The following is a 20454-nucleotide window of genomic DNA, read 5'->3' on the forward strand; positions in this document are numbered from 1 at the left end:
GTATGAAAAAACTTTTTCTAGGATTGCTCGTTTTGTTATTTACTCAATTTGCGTTTGCACAATTAACCGATTTCACGTTATCAGTTACCAAAACAGATGAGACGTGCACAGGAAACGGAAGTTTGAGTTTTACAACAACCAATACAACTTCTGGAGCTACAATTATTTATTCGGTTTATTTGCATCCTAACTTAACAAACCCAGTAGCGGTAGTTACTGATGTCAATTTGACGGGTTTGAGTTCTGGACTTTATAGGGTAATTGCAACACAATCTCTAGGAAATTTAAGTAATTCACAACAAGTTGATATTGAAATTTTAGACTTAAGAGTACCACTTGTTTTTTCTTTATCCAGCCAACCCGCAAGTTGTTTTACACTAGGTAGTATCACGGTTGAAGTTACTGATGGTACTCCAGTTACATTCGAAATAATTGCCGGACCAATAACAGTTCCACCACAAAGTTCTGGTTTTTTCCCAAATTTAATTGCTGGAACTTATGATATTAGAGTAAATGATGCCTGTGGAGATGGTGTGGTTCAAACTCATACAATCCAAGAATTAGAGGAGCCCGATTTAATTGTTGTAGTTGGTCAAGATGATTCTCAAACCTGTGTTTTAGTGGATTGTGGAACAAGAGAGATTTCACTCCAAATCGCACCTCAGGCAGGAAATAGTATTCATTATCCATTACAGATTCAAATAACCATTTATCCTCCAGGTGGTGGAGCTCCAATCGTAATAAATGAAACCATTACATCTGGAAGTCCTTCATTATTTTTATCCAACTATACCATACCTTTCTATAATGTACCAGAATACAGTTATGATGTGGTTATTACTGGTCCTTGCAACTTTGAAACAGAAGTTCTCGGAAACGTGATTGCTGCTCCATCGATATTTAATTTGTCGGGTGGAATTGGAATTGACTGTAGTAATTATTTACTCATAGATGGCATTTGTAACATGTTGCCTCCGTATCAAGTAAATTTCACTGATGCACCAGTTGGTTTTAATCCTGGTGATTTTAATTCAAATGCTTCAGGATCGTTTACAACTTTTCCGATAAATTATTCATCACCTTCTCAGAATCTGCCTACAGGATCATATACTGTAGAAATTACAGATTCTTGCGGATACACTTTTGCGCAAACATTTGTAATAGAGGAACCCGAAACAGAATATATTTTAATAGAAATTCCTTGTACTGGAAATTACCAAATAATAATTGAAGATATCCTCACAGTAATAATAGTTGAAGCTCCAGATTCTTCGGGTATTCAGGTTCCATTTAACGCAACAGGTGACATAGTAAATAATAACTATTCTTTGTTACTTGTTCCGGGGAATTATCTTTTTCAAGGAATTGGTATTTGTGGGAATACGTATTCTATCCCAGTTACGATACCCGAATATGGATTAGAAATAGAAGTAGAAACCAATAATCTAGCAGGTTGCTCTACAAACTATGGGACAATTAGGCTGACTAGCGATAGTCAATTTGTGTCAGTAATTATTACAGCAGCGCCTGCAAATTTTACTTTTCCATTACCTTATGATGCATCCTCAACAATAAATAATTCGGGATGTTTTATCCAAAATCTTCCATCAGGTGAATACACTTTAGTAGTTACTGACGAATGTGGAAATGTTAAAGAAGTTATTGCGGTAGTTCCAGTAATAGTATCACAAGGACCACTTGTTTTTCTTCAAGCTAGAGGATGTGGACCCGATTATGATTCTGTTGTTTTTATTTCTCCAAACGGTGCGTTTTTAGAATTTATAATTACTGCAGCTCCAGCTAGTTTTCCTTTTACTTTACCTTATGATGTTTCTTTCAATATAGCAAGTAATGGTTTTTTCTGTATGAATACCTTGCCAGTAGGAAGCTATACGTTTTACAGTAAAGATGAGTGTAATGTTGAACGAAATGTAACAATCGCTTTAACAGGCTTTGTTGGTACTGATAATTCAACGATTATACCCAATTGTGGTTCGTTTGATGTTAATTTGCAATATCCTAATAATGGAGCAGCAGGACAAACATTTTGGTTACAAAAATATGATGCAGTAAATAATCAATGGGTGCATCCAATAACCGGTATTCCATATCCAGAAAATTCTGATCCTAATAACCTCAATTCGTATTCTTTAATTAATTCATCAATTAATTATAACATTGCGACTACAGGTACTTTTCGAATTCTAATTGTCTACAGAATTTATCAAAATGGATTTTATCTTACTCAATCGTGTATAGAAGTGATTAAAACATTTGATTTTACCGGCGCTTTAAATATCGATTCAGGTTATACTATTTCTTGTAATTCTGGAAGTTTAGAAGTAGTTATAATTGCATCTGGTGTTGCACCATTTGTGTATACGATTACTTCAAAAGATGGTGTTCCGTTTTTTGTTAATAATGGAGATTCAAATCTTTTTACGGGTTTAGAGCCGGCGATTTATAATTTCCAAATTCTAGATTCTTGTGGTAATATTTTAAATAAATTAATTGATTTAAATACGCTTCCTGAACCTCAAATAGAGCCAAGTAATTTATGTGAAGGCGAAATCGGGCAGCTAAGCGTTCCCGCGATTTCTTATCTAAGTTATCAATGGTGGAAAGGAACTGATACCGCTACTATTCTGAGTACAACAAATAGTTTGACGTTTAACCCATTTTCAACAGTTACTTCACCGGGCACTTATTACGTTAGAATCTATTCAACATCCACTTTGTCTTGTATTGATAAAATTATTTCTTTTGTAGTAAATGATGTTGATACACCCAATGCTGGTCAAGATGGCACATTAACAATCTGCGGAACATCAGCACCAATTAATTTATTTAATCTGCTGAATGGCACTTTTGATAATGGAGGAATTTGGCAAGAAATAACTTCAAGCGGAACCTTAAATGGAAATTCTTGGACACCAACGGGAGCCAATTACGGACAATACATCTTTAATTATACCGTAAATGGTTTGTGTGGGACTGAAGATGAATCGACAGTAGTCATCAATTATAATGCTGGACCAACTGTTCCAGTTATTAGTGGAAACCAAGTGTATTGCAACAATGATACAATACAATTACAAATTGATGATCAACCCAATGCTGTTTTTGAATGGACAGGTCCAAATAGTTTTTCATCCAATGATCAAAACATAACTATTGCAAATGCAGTTGAAGCCAACGAAGGTGAATATACCGTAAAAGTATCGCTTAACGGTTGTGAAACAACAGCTTCAATTACCATTCAGATTAATCCTAATCCCGATTTTGTCTTAGAATCATTATGTGATGGAACAGAATTTACAATACGGATCCTGCCCATAGAAAATTCATTTAATCCGTCTTCTGTAACGTATCTTTGGTCAGGTCCAAGTGCATTCAGTAGCACTAATAGTCAAATTGTAATTACCAATCAACAAATCGGAACGTATTCGGTGACAGTTACCAATAATGATAATTGTTCGGAAACAAAAAGTATCGATATTGCAAGTGCGTTGTGTGATTTTCCTAATATAATTACACCCAACAATGATGGTAGTAACGACAGTTTTGATTTATCAGGCTTTGATATCGATAAATTTGAAGTATACAGTCGTTGGGGACGATTAGTTTACGAAGAATACAACTATTCAAATAGTTGGAGAGGACAAAACATGCACAACGAATTTCTTCCAGCTGCTACTTATTATTACATACTAACATTAGCTAATGGAGAGGAAAAACACGGTTGGGTTTTAGTCGCCCGCTAAATCACCTTTGATCTGCGCTTTTCTGATTTTTTTGAACAGATTTGATGAATATACAAAGTCAACAATCGCCTCGTTATCCGTTTTGAAGATGTCTTTTTTGGTGCCTTCCCAAGCCAAAATCCCGTTTTTAAGGAAGATGATTTTTTCGCCAATTTCCATCACCGAGTTCATGTCGTGCGTGTTAATCACCGTTGTAATATTGTATTCTTGAGTGATTTCCTGTATCAAATTATCAATTACAATTGCCGTTTTCGGGTCCAAACCTGAATTAGGTTCATCGCAAAACAAATATTTAGGGTTGTTTACAATCGCACGAGCAATCGCCACACGTTTTTGCATTCCACCCGAAATTTCAGATGGCTTTTTGTGATTGGCGTCAATAAGATTCACTCTATTAATTACAAAATCAACTCGTTCTTTAATTTCAGCCGGAGTTTTAGTGGTAAACATTTTCAATGGGAAACCTACATTTTCCTCAACTGTCATGCTGTCGAATAATGCGCTTCCTTGAAATACCATTCCAATTTCAGTGCGTAATTCTCGTTTTTCATCTGCAGTCAAATCGGAGTAAATTCTGCCATCAAACGAAATAGTTCCGACTTCTGGTGTAAAAATTCCCAATAATGATTTCAGCAAAACAGTTTTTCCCGATCCACTTTGTCCGATGATCAAATTGGTTTTTCCGGTTTCAAAAACGGTAGAAATTCCTTTTAGAACCTTCGATTCGCCAAACGATTTTTCAACATTTTTTACCTCTATCATTTTGCTAAAAGTAATTGAGTTAGTATATAGTTAACCAAAATTATTACTACAGAAGTCCATACGAAGGCAACAGTACTGGCTTTTCCCACTTCCAAAGCACCACCTTTCATATAATAACCATGAAACGATGGAATGGTTGCCAAAATCATCGCAAAAACAGTTGTTTTGATGAATGCATACGCAATGTGAAACGGAATAAAATCGGTTTGAATCCCTTTGATGAATTCGTCTGCTGAGGTAAATCCGCCGTAAACTCCAGCCATCCAACCACCTAAAATTCCTAAAAACATAGCGATTCCTATTACAAAAGGGTAGAGTAGAAGTGCAATAATTTTTGGAAAAACCAGATAGTTCAACGAGTTTACTCCCATTACTTCCAACGCATCAATTTGCTCAGTAACACGCATGGTTCCTATACTTGACGTAATAAACGAACCCATTTTTCCCGCCATGATAATGGAAATAAAAGTAGGTGCAAATTCTAGAATCACCGATTGACGCGTTGCAAATCCAATCAACTCTTTCGGAATCAATGGATTGGTTAAATTAAGCGCTGTTTGTATCGAAACTACACCACCAACAAAAAACGAAATGAAGGCCACAATCCCAAGAGAATCAATAACTAAGTCATCAATTTCTTTGAAAATAAGTCCGCGCATCACACTCCATTTAGTGGGTTTGTTGAAGACTTCTTTCAGCATCAAAAAGTATTTTCCTATTTGCGATAAATAGCGTACGAGCATCATAATTTTAGAATATGGTCAAAAATAGTGAGAAGTTATGAGTTTTACAGTATGTAGTTATAGTTTTTTTGGGCGTTTCCCTTCGGGTCGGGCTATTCGTTTCAATCTTTTGTTCCATTGCATTGCACAAAAGGATTTTCATTTCACTCGAGGCCATAGGCCGAACAGACCGAAAGGTAATCCCTAACGCAGTTTTTCAAAAAAAACGAATTCTCATTCAAAACCATCAAATTCTAATTTTTAGATTGTTTAAAGCAACTCTTTTCTTTACTTTACATCTACTTTGTAACAAAAGAACCAAAAAACATGAAAAAGAACCATTTTTTTACTGCTTTATTATTGTTGTTTTTAAATACTGTATTTTCTCAAAATCCCTATTTATATTTCAACTATCCTTCATCAAGTAATGCTATTGAAGGAAATTCTGTAGCCTGTAGATTGGCAATATCAGGTGCAATTGCAACACCAATTTCAACAACAGTAACTACTCAAACGGAAACCGCTTTGAGCTCTGATTTTACAGCAATCAACACAATAATAACCATTCCTGCAGGTCAGACTATGAGTTCAATTTTTTATGTGAATACCATAAATGATCCGCTTCCAGAAGAAAATGAATACTTCAGAATAACGGCAACTGTGACTACCGGTAATACATCCAATGCTTCCAATTACAGCTATATTTACATCACAGATGATGACACAATTCCGACCTTATATTCAAATGGTTCTTTCAGTAAATATGAAGGTGCCGGAAATTTATCTGTAGGCTATAGTTTGTCAAATCCTTTTAATACCGACATTTCATTTACTTGTGTTAGTTCGTATGGAACAGCTGGTTCAGCTGATTTTACGGCTATCAATACAATACTAACTATTCCAGCAGGTCAAACTCTAGCAGGAACAAGTATTTCAATTACTGACGACGCTTTAATTGAATCTGATGAAGATTTTATACTAACAACTAGCGTGATTAGCGGAAACACAACTAATTCGGTTTTTTCTAAAACAGTTTCTTTGTTAGATAACGATACCACACCAACAGTTTCAATTGATAGTACTTTAGTTAATGAAGGTCAAGCAGCAACTGTTTCGGCTCGTTTAAATCGACCTTACAATTCTAATGTGGTTATAAATTTTGCGACTTCTCCCGGAACAGCATCATTAACCGATTACACATCAACTACTGCTACACATACCATATTGGCAGGAAGTAGAACAACAACAATAGCAATTCCTACTACAAATGATATCATTGATGAACCTCTTGAAAAGTTCACATTAAACGCAACGGTTGCTTCAGGAAATACAACAAACATAGCGGTTGTGTCGGAGGTGTCAATTAAAGATAATGATGGATTGCCCGATTTAGTAGTTTTTGCCGACGATGGAGGTTATGGTGTTAATGAAGGAGATACTTACAATGTTATTGTGGGTATTTCAGATGCGTTATCAACCAACACGGTTTTGCAAGTCACTACTCAAACGGGAACAGCAGGAACAAGTGATTTTACTTCAGTTACTACAACTGTTACAATTCCAGCAGGACAAATGTATGTAATGGTTCCAATAGAAGCATTAATGGATACATTACAAGAATCAACAGAAAATTTTTCAGTTGTAGTTACAAATACTTCTACTACAACTTTTAACACTACAACAACACTTCTGATTGATTTGCATGATATATATAATATTCATTTGGAATATGATTCGATAGAAGCCGTTTTTGGTGTAGGAGGGAATTTTAATGTATTGGCCAACGACTTATTGCATGGATTACCTTTAAATGCAACAGATGCGGTTTTAACATTAGATGCAAACCCTATTGGCGCTACATTGAGCGCTCAAGGTCAACTTACTATTCCTTCTTCAACACCAATGGGTTATTATCAATTAACTTACAACGCTTGCGAAGTAGCTAATCCGACCTATTGCCACACAAGCTCTATTTATCTATATGTAAAATCACCACTAACAGTGAGTCATACTGCAGCTTATTTTGATTTGAACGGTGACGGTTTTACCAATGTTGGCGATGCAATTACTATTTCCTACACGGTTTCAAATATAGGAAATGCTCCCGTGACTAACGTTGAAGTTACTTCGGTAGCTAATGTAACTAATTTTACAGGCGGACCAATTGCTAGTCTTGCAGTTGGAACATCCGATACAACAACCTTTCAAGCGTTTTACATCATTACTCAAACCGATCTTTCCAACGGAGTTGTTGCTAATAATTTTTACTCAACGTTTGAAGGAATTTACAATGGTGTTACGGTCAATGCATACACCGATGATCAGTCATCAATTGGTCTGTTGCCTATAATTTTAAATGTTAGTGATGGTTTAAAACTTAACGCATTTATTGATTCTGATTCCAATGGAAACCAAAATGGTTTGGAAGTAAGTTTCCCTTACGGAAATTATGACTATTCAATCAATGGAGGTGTGGTTCACAACATTTATGCTTCTACACCACAATACTTGTATGAATCGGATCCAACTACTGTTTATAATTTGACCTATAATGTTGATACACCTTATTATATCTATAATTCTTGTTCGACTTCGTATTCAAATGTAACAGTTCCAACGGGTTCCGGAATAGCAACTAAAAATTTTCCAATTAATGCCATTCCTTATCAAGATTTGTCCGTTCATGTAATTCCGTTTTGCTTTTCTCCGCGTTTGGGTGAAGTATATAACGATTATATCATTTACAGAAATTACTCTAATCAATTAGTGCCTTCGGGAACAATAACCTATACAAAACCTAGTGCTGTTACCCTAATTGGTACATCTGAACCTAATGCAATAATAAATGGAACCGGATTTACCTTCAATTTCACTAATTTATTGCCTTATGAAACGCGTTATATTTTTATAGAAATGTTAGTTCCCACTTTTCCAACTACAGATTTAGGCGATCAACTTACCAGTTCTGCTTCTATAACAATGCCTCTTGGAGATGTACTTCCGGGAAATAATACTTCCAGTTTAACTCAAACAGTAGTTGGCCCGTATGATCCAAATGACAAGAAAGAATCTCACGGTGGTAAAATACTGTTTTCAAGTTTTACTCCAGATGATTATTTGACGTACACCATTCGTTTTGAAAATACAGGAACAGCTAGTGCTAATTTTGTAAAAATTACAGATGTTTTAGATGATAAGTTGGAACCTTCATCTTTAAAAATGATTGATGCAAGTGCAGATTATATTTTGGAACGAATAGGAACCAATTTAACTTGGAAATTCAACGGAATCAATTTACCTCCATCTATTGAAGGAACTACTACAGGCAAAGGATATGTGACTTTTCAAATAAAACCCAAGCCAGGCTATGCAGTTGGTGATGTTATTCCCAATTTTGCAAGCATCTATTTTGACACTAATCCGCCAATAGTAACCGAGGTATTTACTACAGAGTTTGTAGCCAGTTTAGGAAATGCTATTTCAGTATTTAATCAATTGAAATACTATCCAAATCCGGTTAAAAACAATTTATACCTATCCAATGAATCTATTATCGATACAATAGAAGTGAATTCTATTTTAGGACAAGTTGTGTTGAGAAAAGAAGTAAATGATTTGCAAACTGAAATTGATTTCTCATCACTAAACAAAGGAGTCTATTTTCTGAAAATTACCAGTTTAGGTGAAAGCAAAGTCATTAAGATCAGTAAAGAATAAATAATAGATTTTAAACTTAAAAAATCCGAATTCGAATTATTGAATTTGGATTTTTTTAAAACAATTTTTCTTTCATCTTTTTCCAACGGTAGTTGCGAATGAATTTTGCTTGTTCATCAGTAACTAATAATGGTTTGTTTGCCATTTTAGCTTTCCAAAATCCTCTAATGTAATCGATAAAAAGAAGCGGTTTTTTCTTCATCATTGCCAATTTAGCTGAAGCTATTGCTGTGATGAAAAATCCGTAGCCCAAAGTGTAAAAAGCTTCGCCTTGTTTGTAACGAGCGGTTTTATTGTAGTTGGCGCCTGTAGGTTTTAAATGTTTTACCTGTAACGATTGGTCGGTAACGACTTTCCAATTGTAAAATTTACATAATAACTCGTCAACAGTATCCCAACCCATAGCAGGTTTTAATCCGCCAATTTGTTTGAAACATTCTTTTCGGTAGGCTTTGAACGCACCGCGAATGTGGTCTTTATCGGTTAGGTTTTCCAAAATCCATTCGCCGTTTTTTTCTATGTAAGCAAATCCGCCGACCATTCCAATTCGCTCATCCGATTGAAAATGTTGGATGATGGTTTCAAAATAATTCGAAGGAAAAATCAAATCGGCATCGGCTTTTACAATAAAATCATAGTCGTTGTCCAACGTTTCGAATCCTTTTTGAAAAGCCTGTATGACTTTACTTCCGGGTAAATGAATCGCGTCCGAAGTAGAATTAACCAAAGTTATCCACGAATGTTCATTGGCGAAAGCATTAATTACTTCTTCCGTTCTGTCAGTAGAATTGTCATTCACGACCACCACTTTTGATGGTAAAACCGTTTGCTCCACCAAAGAATGTAAGGTTTGAGCAACAAAATGTTGTTCGTTATGCGACGGAATGACAATATAGTACTTCATGGCTGTTTTCTGAGACTGCGACTATTTCCTTTCGGCGTAAACCATGTAATACCGTGGCGTAAAATAACGCAATAACGGTCGGAATCCGAGTTTCTTAACCGGATGTGTGAATTTTATTCGATCGACAATTTTCCAACCGGTTTTTTCCAAAAGCCAATCGAGTTGCCAATCTTCAAATTCGTGGTAATGCCTGTCCCACATATCAGTTTTACTTCGATAGGCAGGTGAAAACCACAAACGAAGCGGAATTGAAATCAGTGCTTTGTCGCATTTTACGTTTTGTAAAACGGTGTACGGATTGAGTAAATGCTCAAAGATTTCGAAAGCGGTAAATACCTCGTAACTTTCCGTATGTAAAGCAGTTTGATCGTTATCTAAATCTTCTCCTTTAGTATTTTTTACGGTATACCCATTTTCTTCCATGATTTTAGAAAACGGATTCGGCACACCCAAATCGAAAATCGTTTCCGACGTTGAAATGTGTTTTTGTAAAAATTCTAAAGTAAGTTTGAAGCGTTTATTTGGAAATGTTTTTTCGTACATTGAACAGTTTGTCGTTTATTGTTTATGGTTGCACAAAATTAACTATTAACCATAAACAACAAACTATAAACTTGAAAAAGTTACATTTGATACACAATCGCATTAATGTTCATTCCAGCTCCAACGGAAGCAAAAATAATGACATCGCCTTTGTGCAATTCTTGGTTTTCGATTTTGCCTTTCACTAGCGAGTCGTATAGTGTTGGAACCGTTGCTACACTTGAGTTTCCGAGTTTATGGATGCTCATTGGCATAATTCCTTCGGGTGCGGTTTGTTTGTATAAACGATAAAAACGTTGAATAATGGCTTCATCCATTTTTTCGTTAGCTTGGTGAATGAGTATTTTCTTTACTTGACTAACGTCGATGCCACTTTTGTCCAAACATTCTTTCATCGCAAGTGGAACATTACTCAAAGCAAATTCGTAGATTTTTCTACCGTTCATTTTGATGTAACGCACATCGGGATCGTGGTTTTTGTTGAACGAATTGCCAAAGTGTAAATAATAAGCTTCGTCGTAGGCGTAAGTTGCTGTTTCGTGCGCTAGAATTCCGCCTTTATCTTCAGTAGCTTCAATAATGGTCGCTCCGGCGCCATCCGAATAAATCATCGAATCGCGATCGTGCAAGTCAACCACTCGTGATAAAGTTTCGGCTCCAATCACCAAACATTTTTTTGCCATTCCTGCTCTGATGAATGCTTGTGCTTGAATCACACCTTCCACCCAACCTGGACAGCCAAAAAGCATGTCGTAGGCAACGCATTTTGGATTTTTTATACGCAAGTCAAACTTTACACGTGTAGCTAAACTGGGTAAAATATCGGTTTGAATGGCTCCTTTTTTTACATTTCCAAAGTTGTGAGCAAAGATGATGTAATCTAAAGTTTCTGGGTCAATTTTAGCATCGGCTATGGCTTTTTGAGCCGCAATGAATGCAATGTCTGAGGTATTCAAATCGTCGGTTACATAACGACGTTCTTGAATACCAGTTATTTCTAAAAATTTTTGTGCAACAACGTCGTTTGGATGCGGAAAAGGAGTTCCGTCATCATTCAGAAAAACATGTTGTGCAAAATCGATATTGGAAACTATTTCGGTTGGAATATAACTTCCAGAGCCAGTAATTTTTATATTCATTGTATGATTAATAGTTGTACTAAATTATCGATAAAAAAAAATATAGGAATCAGTTTTCCCAATTAATTGCAAACTATTGTGAATAGTGTAAAAAAAAGTGACTAAAATTAGTGATGTAATAATTATTTTAGTTTTGTTGAGCAATTTTAATCTGCATTATAGTAGCAATACTCAAGGCTTGGGTTTTGATTTGCTCAGCTTTCTCACCTTTGAAATTCTCATCAACTGTGGTGTAAAAGTGATGCAACCAAATTTTAAATAGTTCGGGCGATAAATATTCTTTGGCATTGACATCCAAATGAATTTGTGTCAAATTGTTGGTGTAACCGCCAGTTCCTAAAATGGCTTGCGACCAAAAAGTAACTAAAATGGGTAAGTGTTCTTCTAGTTTAATCTTCACTACATCGGTAAAAATATAACTGATGGAATCATCGGCCAGTAGTTTTTTATAAAACTCGTCGACTAATAGGTATAAATCGTCTTGGTTTTGGATGTCGTTCATAAATCATTTTGTTTCAAGTTTAAAGTTTCAGGTTTCAAGTTGATCTTTACAACTTGAAACCTGAAACTTGAAACAAAAATTTTACATATACGCTTCTATCGGAGCACAAGAGCAAACTAAATTTCGATCGCCGTACGCATCGTCTACACGACGCACACTTGGCCAGAATTTGTTGTCTGAAATATAATCCAATGGATACGCTGCTTGTTCGCGAGTGTAGGGGAAATTCCATGTATCAGCCGTTAACATTGCTAACGTATGTGGAGCGTTGTGTAATACCGTGTTGTGATTGTCTGCTGTTACTGTGGCAATTTCTTTACGAATGGAAATTAATGCATCACAAAAACGATCCAATTCAGCAAGGTCTTCTGATTCTGTTGGTTCTACCATCAAAGTTCCAGCAACTGGAAACGAAACAGTTGGAGCATGGAAGCCATAATCCATTAAACGTTTGGCAATATCGGTTACTTCAATGCCTTGTTGTTTGAAGGCACGGCAATCTAAAATCATTTCGTGAGCGGCGCGTCCCATTTCTCCTGAGTATAAAACAGGATAATGTTCTTCTAAGCGCGCTTTCATATAATTGGCATTTAAAATGGCAAACTGAGTTGATTTTTTCAAACCTTCAGCACCCAACATTGTGATGTAACCGTACGAAATCAAACATACTAAAGCCGAACCATAAGGCGCAGCAGAAATAGCAGTAATCGCTTGATTTCCACCTGTTGGAATTATAGGATTGGTTGGTAAAAACGGAACTAACTTTTCGTTTACACAAATTGGTCCAACTCCTGGTCCGCCACCGCCATGTGGAATTGCGAATGTTTTGTGTAAGTTTAAGTGGCACACATCAGCGCCAATAGTTGCTGGATTGGTCAATCCAACTTGCGCATTCATATTGGCACCGTCCATATACACTAATCCTCCATTTTCATGGATAAGATCAGTAATTTCGATAATGGCACTTTCAAAAACGCCGTGTGTTGATGGATACGTTACCATCAAACACGACAATCGGTCTTTGTATTCAATGGCTCTTGCTCTTAAATCTTCTACATCGATGTTTCCGTTTTCCATGGTTTTGGTTACGATGATTTCCATACCGGCCATCGCAGCCGAAGCAGGATTGGTTCCGTGAGCCGAAGATGGAATTAAACACACATTTCGATGATCATCACCGCGCGATAAATGATACGCACGAATCGCCATCAAACCAGCATATTCGCCTTGTGCACCCGAATTAGGTTGTAATGTTGTTCCAGCAAAACCAGTAACTACATTCAATTGATGCTCTAATTTTTTTAGCATAATTTGGTAGCCTTCGGCTTGTTCGATAGGAGCAAACGGGTGGATGCTGTTCCAATTGGCCATTGATAACGGCAACATTTCGGCAGCAGCGTTGAGTTTCATCGTGCATGAACCCAACGAAATCATCGAATGGTTCAACGATAAATCTTTGCGCTCTAATTTTTTGATGTAACGCATCAATTGCGATTCCGAATGATGATTATTGAATACGTCGTGTTTCAAGAACGACGATGTTCTTTCTAATGAACTTGGGAAATTAGTAGTTGAAGCCAATTCAGAAACTGTAAAAGTATCTTTTCCTGTCGCTTCAGCAAAAATTGAAATGACTTGATTGATGTCTGCAACAGAAGTAGTTTCGTTTACCGAAATGGAAATTGTTTCTCCATCTACATAAAAGAAATTTACTTCCTGCTTTTCAGCTACTACTTTTACTTTTGAAGCATCTGCTTTAACTGAAATTGTATCAAAAAATGCGGTGTTAGTATTGTAAACACCCAATTTATTCAAAGCATCGGCCAAAGTCACCGCCGAAGCATGAACCTTATTGGCGATGTATTTCAATCCTTTTGGTCCGTGATACACAGCGTACATTCCGGCCATAACAGCCAATAAAACTTGAGCTGTACAAATGTTGGATGTTGCTTTTTCACGTTTGATGTGTTGCTCACGTGTACCTAAAGCCATGCGCAATGCTCGATTGCCGTTAGCATCAATAGTAACACCGATGATTCTTCCGGGCATCGAACGTTTGTATTCTTCTTTAGTAGCAAAATAAGCAGCATGTGGTCCGCCGTAACCCATCGGGATTCCGAAGCGTTGCGTAGTTCCAACAACAACTGCAGCTCCCATTTCTCCAGGTGGAGTTAATTTAACTAAAGATAAAATATCCGCAGCAACAGCCACTTTTATTTCTTTTGAATTAGCAGTAGCTATGAATTTTGTGTAATCGTTTACTTGACCAAATTTTCCTGGATATTGTAAAATGGCACCAAAAAAGTCAGATGAAAAATCAAAATTTTCATGATTTCCAACCACTAATTCAATTCCTTTTGGAGTAGAGCGGGTTTGTAAAACTGATAATGTTTGCGGTAGGATTTCTTCCGAAACGAAGAATTTATTGGCGTTATTTTTCTTTTGATCACGAGAACGAACGTCAAATAATAATGCCATTGCCTCAGCGGCAGCAGTTCCTTCATCCAGTAATGAAGCGTTGGCGATTTCCATTCCGGTTAGTTCAATAATAGTGGTTTGGAAATTCAAAATGGCTTCCAAACGACCTTGAGCAATTTCGGCTTGGTAAGGCGTGTAAGCGGTATACCAACCTGGATTTTCAAAAACATTGCGTTGAATAACGGCAGGAACAATTGTTGGATGATAACCCAAACCGATGTATGATTTAAAAACTTTGTTCTTTTTACCTAATTCTTGAATGTGTGTTAGGTATTCATATTCGGTCATTGGTGCATCCAATTCCAAGTCTTTTTTCAAACGAATATCATCCGGAATGGTTTCGTAAATCAGTTGATCCATTGATTCAACACCGATGGTGTTAAACATATGTTGTAGGTCGCTCTCACGTGGACCTATGTGGCGTAATGCAAATGCGTCTGTTCTCATTAAAGTAATGGTTCTAAGTGTGTTTAGTTGTGTTTGTTCCGATGTAAATCGGGTTTGTTTTTGTGCCAACAAAAGTAATTATTATACTTCTAATTTTACGTTAAACAAGACGTAATGTTTTGAGAATTTTTCAACCAAAATGCCGATTTATTAACAGAATTTCTTTTTGTGTCCAAACTCGATTGATTAGTTTTGTAGAATGAAATTCGCGAGGCAACTTTTTGATTTTTACCTACAATCTTCCCTTCATGTTGCATTGGCAGTGATGAGTTTGGTTTACGTAACCACAATCTCGGCAAATTTACTCAACCACTTTGTTTATCCAGCTTGTGTTTTCTTTGGAACGGTGTTGGGTTATAATTTTCTCAAATACTACATTATTTTTTACAAAAGAGAGTTTCACAGCACTAAGTATTACGGAATTTTGTTCGTTAGTTTACTTGCCGCAATCGGAATGATTCCTCTTTTTTTTATGATGAATGAAACCATTCAAATTTCGATTGTTTTTTCGGGTTTTTTTGTCGCAATCTATCCGCTTTTAAGACGATTTGGTTGGCTGAAATTATTTGTTGTAAGCTCTGTAGTTACTTTTATCACCGTCTATATTCCTTATATTTTCTACAAACCAATCGTTTGGGATTATTATTTAACTTTAATTCAGCGGTTTTTGATTTTAATCAGCTTGCTCATTCCTTTCGAAATTATCGACAGCGAAACCGATTGTAAAACCATGAATACGTTACCGCAACGATTCGGAATTCAAAAAGTAAAATTATTTGGAATACTATTGGTAGTTCCCTTTATAGTCTTAGAGTTTTTAAAAGAAAATTCATCTTTAATAGTGATTCCTGTTGGTGTAATTACCGTTTTGGCCATTCATTTTACCTCATTAAAACGGAATGAGTATTACACTTTGTTTTGGGTAGAAAGTATTCCGATAGTATGGATGATTTTGTTGTTTGCTGAAAAGTAAAGTGATAAAAATCAGGTGTTTATACGGGGTTTTGGTTTGGTGGTTTGAAGTACATTTGAAGAACCAACCAAAAACCTATGCATCATGAGACTTAGAGAAATTAATAGTAAAATTATTGCGCTAAATAGCGGATTATCGGCAACCTATGTTACACCGTCAAGTTTAGGAGCGTTGTATCCTATTGCGCCCACCGTTACCGCTTATTCAACCAAAGAAGTAGATGGGTCTTACACTATTTTTTTTAGGATAATGGTATTGATTGACAGTGATTATACCAAATCACCTGTTTTTTCTATCGATGAAACTACCAATACCGATTTTTATGTAGTTTTTGATTTACCTTCAAAAGTGCCCACTCACTATACGGCTTGGTATCTTGAGGCTTCGTATATTTTGCAAGAACTCGCAGATGTAACCGTTTATCTACAAAATAATGATCCGCGAACATCAAGAGGAACTGTGACAACCGTAATCGTTGTTGTACCGGATGCAACCAACTGCTAAGCCAAAATTACCTTTTTTTGAATTTCGAAACATGATTAAAAAAATGGTGTTTCTTATTGTTTTATGCGTTTTTTTTTCAATTCAAATTCCTGCTCAAGAATCCAATAGAAAACTGACTTTTGATGCAGAAATGAAGAAGATTGCCCAAAGGCACGCTGACGAATTGAACTTCAAAAAAGCCCAATTGTACTACAATAGAAAAAAATGGGATTCGGTTTTAGTGTATACTATGAAGCAATTGAATAGTTCCCAAAAAGAGGTTCAATTGAATGATTTTACTCATTATCTCAGAGGAATCAGTTTCTTGAACAAAGGGTTGTTTTTAGAGTCTAAAAAAGAATTTAGATCCATTTCTAATGATTTTCCTTTTCGGTATAAAATAAAAATTGCAAGCGGAATAATTGCTCTCAAGCAAAACAAATATACTGAAGCCATTACCTTTTTAGATGCTGTTGAGAAAGATGAAACAAGTCATCACGATATCGATAAAAGCTCGTTTTACCACAATCTCGGACTCTGTTATTTTCATACCCAACAGTTTGAAAAAGCCGAACACTACTTGATCAAAAGTTCCGATTTACATTCAAAAGAGAAAGATACAACTCAAATGATTAGTTCGTATATGGACTTGGCCAACCTTTATTACGAACAATACCAAGACCACCAAGCGATTCCGTATTTTGAAAAAGCCTACCAACTTTCTAAAAAAATCAACAGTTTTGAGCTCAAACAAAATGCCGCCGAAAATATGGCGGTAGTGGAAGAAAACAGAAAGAATTTTACCAAAGCTTTATTGTATCGAAAAGAAATGGAGCAATGGAAGGATTCATTAAACGATCAAAACAAAGTGTGGGCCATTGCTCAACTCGAGAAGAAACACGCGGTTCAGCAGAAACAAAAAGAAATCACGTTATTGGAAGCCGAAAATAAAATTAAAATCGCCGAGCGAAACGGCTTGTTTTATTCGTCACTTTCGTTGTTGCTGCTTTTGGGTACTTCGGTTTATTTTTTCCGACAAAAAGTCAAAAGAAATAAAATTATTCTGGCTCAAAAAGAAGAATTAGACGAATTGAACGCGACCAAAGACAAACTATTTTCGATTGTCAGTCACGATTTGCGGTCGTCTGTAAACGCCTTAAAAACGAGTAATGTAAAATTGATAGCCAATTTAGAATCTAAAAATTTTACCGAATTAGATCAACTGCTTCATACCAACAGTTCCATTGCCAATAGTGCTTATAATTTGCTGGATAATTTGCTTAATTGGGCTTTGCTCCAAACCAAACAGTTGTATTTCCATCAGGAATCACAGCATTTGTTTTCCGTAATTCAACAAATCGAATTCAACTACAAACCGCTTTTTTTGGATAAGAAAATTACATTTTCCAATGTCGTTTCCAAAGATGTTTTTGTGTTTGTTGATTTGGATTCGTTTAAAATCATACTCAGAAATTTGTTAGACAACGCCATAAAATTTTCGAAGCCTAATGGTCAAATATCAATTTATACCAAAGATTCAGATGATGGATTTTGTACTTTGATAGTAGAAGATACCGGAATTGGGATGAGTACTCAAATTCAAGAAGAACTACTGAAAGAATCGGTTTTACTTTCCAAAAAAGGGAATTCAGAAATTATGGGAAGCGGATTGGGAACGCATTTGTGCAAATCAATGATTGCCAAAAACGGCGGAAAATTAGCCATCGAAAGTCAAGAAAACATCGGAACCAAAATTTGTGTATCTTTATTGAAATCTGAACATCATGGATAGCATCAACGTACTTGTTATTGAAGACAATCCGCTGGAACGCGATGAATTGACTCAAGTTTTAGAAAAAAATGGCTATCATGTGGTTGGTGTTGCAGCCAGTTATAATGAAGCACTAACTCTTTTCTACGCGCATTCGGTTGATGTGGTCATCATCGATATTTTTTTAGATGGAAAACCCGATGGCATCACCTTTGCTGAAACGATTAATATAGTTCCGAACGCTTGTAAACCCTTTGTATTTCTGACGTTTTCCAAAGATCGACAGATATTTGAACGCGCCAAATTGACGCATCCATTTAGTTTTTTACTAAAACCATTCAATGAATTGGAAATTTTATACGCCGTAGAAATGGCAGTCGAAAAATTCTACGCTCAAACTAATGTTTTTGTCACGGAAAAAGAAAATACCGTCATCAGTAACGATTTTTTATTCATCAAAAAGAAAGATTCACTAAAGAAAATTGCCATTACCGATATTGTTTACATCGAAGTTGAAGAACGCTACTGCAATGTAATCACCGAACAAGAAAAATTTGTGATTCTCATTTCGTTAACCAAAATCATCGACCTTTTAGATCCATCAAAATTCACTCGAACGCATCGAAACTTTATCATCAATACCGATAAAATAACGGAGATTTTAGTAGCCGATAATCTCATTCTCCTCAAAGGAAACCACAGAGTCACTTTGAGTGATAAGTACAAAGACTTCATTCAGAAATTCCGCATTTTAAAATAAAGAGTTTTTTAAGCTAATCGTTACTTATTAATCTTTCAGTTTCTGGAAGATTTTTTTGTGTCTATTCACTTTATAAAAATCTTGTACCGCATTTTACTTGTTTCATGACAATGAATAATGCTTTGGTGTCATTTTCAAACATTTGCATCCCAATCAAAAGTAGTTTTACTACAGAAATCAGCACAATTCATCAATTTCTAATGGGTTGATTGATGAGATTTAAATGGTGATGATTTTTGAAAATTAAGTATAAACAATTAAAAAACAACAATTATGAACACAGAAAATCAACGCTTAGATGCAGCAAAATTAGCGCGTCAGTTGGGAGCATCAGAAACTTTAGCAATCATTAATGACGATTCAAAAAACAGTTCAATTCAAGAAATTTTAGAAGCGGCCGACCAAGAAGTAGGACGTGAAAAGTTGATGTCAACCATCTTAGAAAGTGATCATCCTTTTTGGGCACTTGGAGCTTTACGGTATTTATCTGATTTAGGTGAATACGATAGCAAACTGAGAGAAAAAGCCAATTTAGTTTTCTTACCGTCAGCTAATGAATCCGCACGAGCAGCCAATAACAATGGCCTAAATTTGCAAAGTATCAATACATTTGAAATGTATTTGTCGTGTGGTGGCGGTTATGTTGCCAATTTTACCATGTATTATTTTACACCACCATTCAGCAATGCGTGGACCAAAAGCAAAATTTACAGCGGAAATAAAGTTCCAGTTTGCCAAAGTCAAACTATGGCTTGCGATTTGTTCACCAACTCAGATGCTCCATTGCAACCTGGTGATACCGTAATGTTAGTTTTAGGAATTGGCGGTGGTCCGGATACGCCTTCCAACATTTGGTTTACCTACGATCCGACGGCAAAATATACCGCTCAAATTGATTGCAGTGGCGGAACCCTAACTCCAACATTTTCGTGGTCTGTAAAAGGAAACGGATAAACCTTAGCACACTTCAAAGAAACCCTAAGCACATGTTTAGGGTTTTCGTGTTTTAGGTAATTAAATTTCTGTATTTTCTTTTAGAATTTGATTGCGCTCGAGTAGAAATTTTTCCAAATGGTTTTTCAAAAGTAATCGATCAAAAAGTTTACCGAAAAACCCAAACGGAGTTTCATATTCTAAAATGTCAGTCATTATTGTTACACCTTCTTTTTCTTCAAAAAAATGGAGATGCTTGAACGATTTGAATTTTCCTTCTATCATTTTATCAACAAAGAAATGAGGCTTTTCCATTTTGATGATTTTGCTTGTATGTGTGAGATAAATGCCAAAATGTTTTCCTTTGAAAGTGACAGTTTCTCCCAATTCAATCCAGCCAGAAGTTTTTCCAGCAATGGCTTTTTCATGCGTTTGATAAGCTGAATTTTGATGCAAATCGATGTTTCTCGCAGCATCAAAAACGTCTTGTACAGGTGCTTTTATTCGAGTTATCAGATGAATTGAAGTCATTTTGTTTATTGTTCAATCCTGACAG

Annotated in this window: 15 protein-coding genes; 7 read left to right on the forward strand and 8 right to left on the reverse strand. The window is 35.9% G+C overall.

What is annotated here, in order from left to right; translation table 11 throughout:
• The first annotated feature begins 2 nt into the window (after nt 1–2).
• Entirely contained in the window at nt 3–3764 is a 3762-nt protein-coding gene (locus VK161_RS10780; protein ID WP_324214794.1) for a gliding motility-associated C-terminal domain-containing protein, read from the forward strand.
• Here the strand turns inward: VK161_RS10780 and VK161_RS10785 are convergent.
• Nucleotides 3750–4526 (reverse strand): ABC transporter ATP-binding protein, encoded by a 777-nt coding sequence (locus VK161_RS10785; RefSeq protein ID WP_324214795.1) that lies wholly within the window; start codon nt 4524–4526, stop codon nt 3750–3752. The genes VK161_RS10780 and VK161_RS10785 overlap by 15 nt on opposite strands.
• The gene (locus VK161_RS10790) at nt 4523–5272 is read right to left on the reverse strand and encodes an ABC transporter permease (RefSeq protein ID WP_324214796.1); all 750 of its coding nucleotides are present in this window, start codon (nt 5270–5272) and stop codon (nt 4523–4525) included. Before VK161_RS10790 ends, VK161_RS10785 begins: the two co-directional genes overlap by 4 nt.
• Before the next feature lie 303 nt (nt 5273–5575).
• Between VK161_RS10790 and VK161_RS10795 the strand changes: the two genes are divergently transcribed.
• Entirely contained in the window at nt 5576–8965 is a 3390-nt protein-coding gene (locus VK161_RS10795) for a DUF7619 domain-containing protein (protein WP_324214797.1), read from the forward strand.
• A 55-nt stretch (nt 8966–9020) separates the two neighbouring features.
• Here the strand turns inward: VK161_RS10795 and VK161_RS10800 are convergent, their stop codons facing one another.
• The 5 genes from VK161_RS10800 to gcvP all read right to left on the reverse strand — a co-directional run bounded on the left by VK161_RS10800 (nt 9021) and on the right by gcvP (nt 14978).
• Complete coding sequence (locus VK161_RS10800) at nt 9021–9869, reverse strand: glycosyltransferase family A protein (protein ID WP_324214798.1); 849 nt, start codon at nt 9867–9869, stop codon at nt 9021–9023.
• A gap of 21 nt (nt 9870–9890) precedes the next feature.
• On the reverse strand, nt 9891–10412 hold the full coding sequence (locus VK161_RS10805; RefSeq protein ID WP_324214799.1) for a methyltransferase: 522 nt from the start codon (nt 10410–10412) through the stop codon (nt 9891–9893).
• Between the two features lie 80 nt (nt 10413–10492).
• Complete coding sequence (locus VK161_RS10810) at nt 10493–11551, reverse strand: ketoacyl-ACP synthase III (protein WP_324214800.1); 1059 nt, start codon at nt 11549–11551, stop codon at nt 10493–10495.
• 127 nt (nt 11552–11678) lie between these two features.
• A complete protein-coding gene (locus VK161_RS10815; protein WP_324214801.1) occupies nt 11679–12053 on the reverse strand; it encodes a group III truncated hemoglobin in 375 nt (124 codons plus the stop codon).
• Between the two features lie 81 nt (nt 12054–12134).
• Nucleotides 12135–14978, reverse strand: a complete 2844-nt coding sequence (gene gcvP / locus VK161_RS10820) for an aminomethyl-transferring glycine dehydrogenase (RefSeq protein WP_324214802.1) — start codon at nt 14976–14978, stop codon at nt 12135–12137.
• 199 nt (nt 14979–15177) lie between these two features.
• Here gcvP and VK161_RS10825 point away from each other — a divergent pair, with 199 nt between their 5' ends.
• From VK161_RS10825 to VK161_RS10845, 5 genes are all read left to right on the forward strand, one after another.
• Complete coding sequence (locus tag VK161_RS10825) at nt 15178–15951, forward strand: hypothetical protein (protein ID WP_324214803.1); 774 nt, start codon at nt 15178–15180, stop codon at nt 15949–15951.
• An 84-nt stretch (nt 15952–16035) separates the two neighbouring features.
• A complete protein-coding gene (locus VK161_RS10830; protein WP_324214804.1) occupies nt 16036–16455 on the forward strand; it encodes a hypothetical protein in 420 nt (139 codons plus the stop codon).
• A gap of 43 nt (nt 16456–16498) precedes the next feature.
• A complete protein-coding gene (locus VK161_RS10835; protein WP_324214805.1) occupies nt 16499–18226 on the forward strand; it encodes a tetratricopeptide repeat-containing sensor histidine kinase in 1728 nt (575 codons plus the stop codon).
• Nucleotides 18219–18965, forward strand: coding sequence for a response regulator transcription factor (locus VK161_RS10840; RefSeq protein WP_324214806.1), 747 nt, complete (start codon nt 18219–18221; stop codon nt 18963–18965). Before VK161_RS10835 ends, VK161_RS10840 begins: the two co-directional genes overlap by 8 nt.
• 273 nt (nt 18966–19238) lie before the next feature.
• The gene (locus VK161_RS10845) at nt 19239–19919 is read left to right on the forward strand and encodes a hypothetical protein (protein WP_324214807.1); all 681 of its coding nucleotides are present in this window, start codon (nt 19239–19241) and stop codon (nt 19917–19919) included.
• A 60-nt stretch (nt 19920–19979) separates the two neighbouring features.
• On the opposite strand, the gene VK161_RS10850 is transcribed toward VK161_RS10845, so the two are convergent.
• Nucleotides 19980–20429 (reverse strand): SRPBCC family protein, encoded by a 450-nt coding sequence (locus VK161_RS10850; protein ID WP_324214808.1) that lies wholly within the window; start codon nt 20427–20429, stop codon nt 19980–19982.
• Between the last annotated feature and the right edge of the window lie 25 nt (nt 20430–20454).

This window comes from Flavobacterium sp. (assembly GCF_035299245.1).
In the GTDB taxonomy this organism is placed as follows: Bacteria; Bacteroidota; Bacteroidia; order Flavobacteriales; family Flavobacteriaceae; genus Flavobacterium.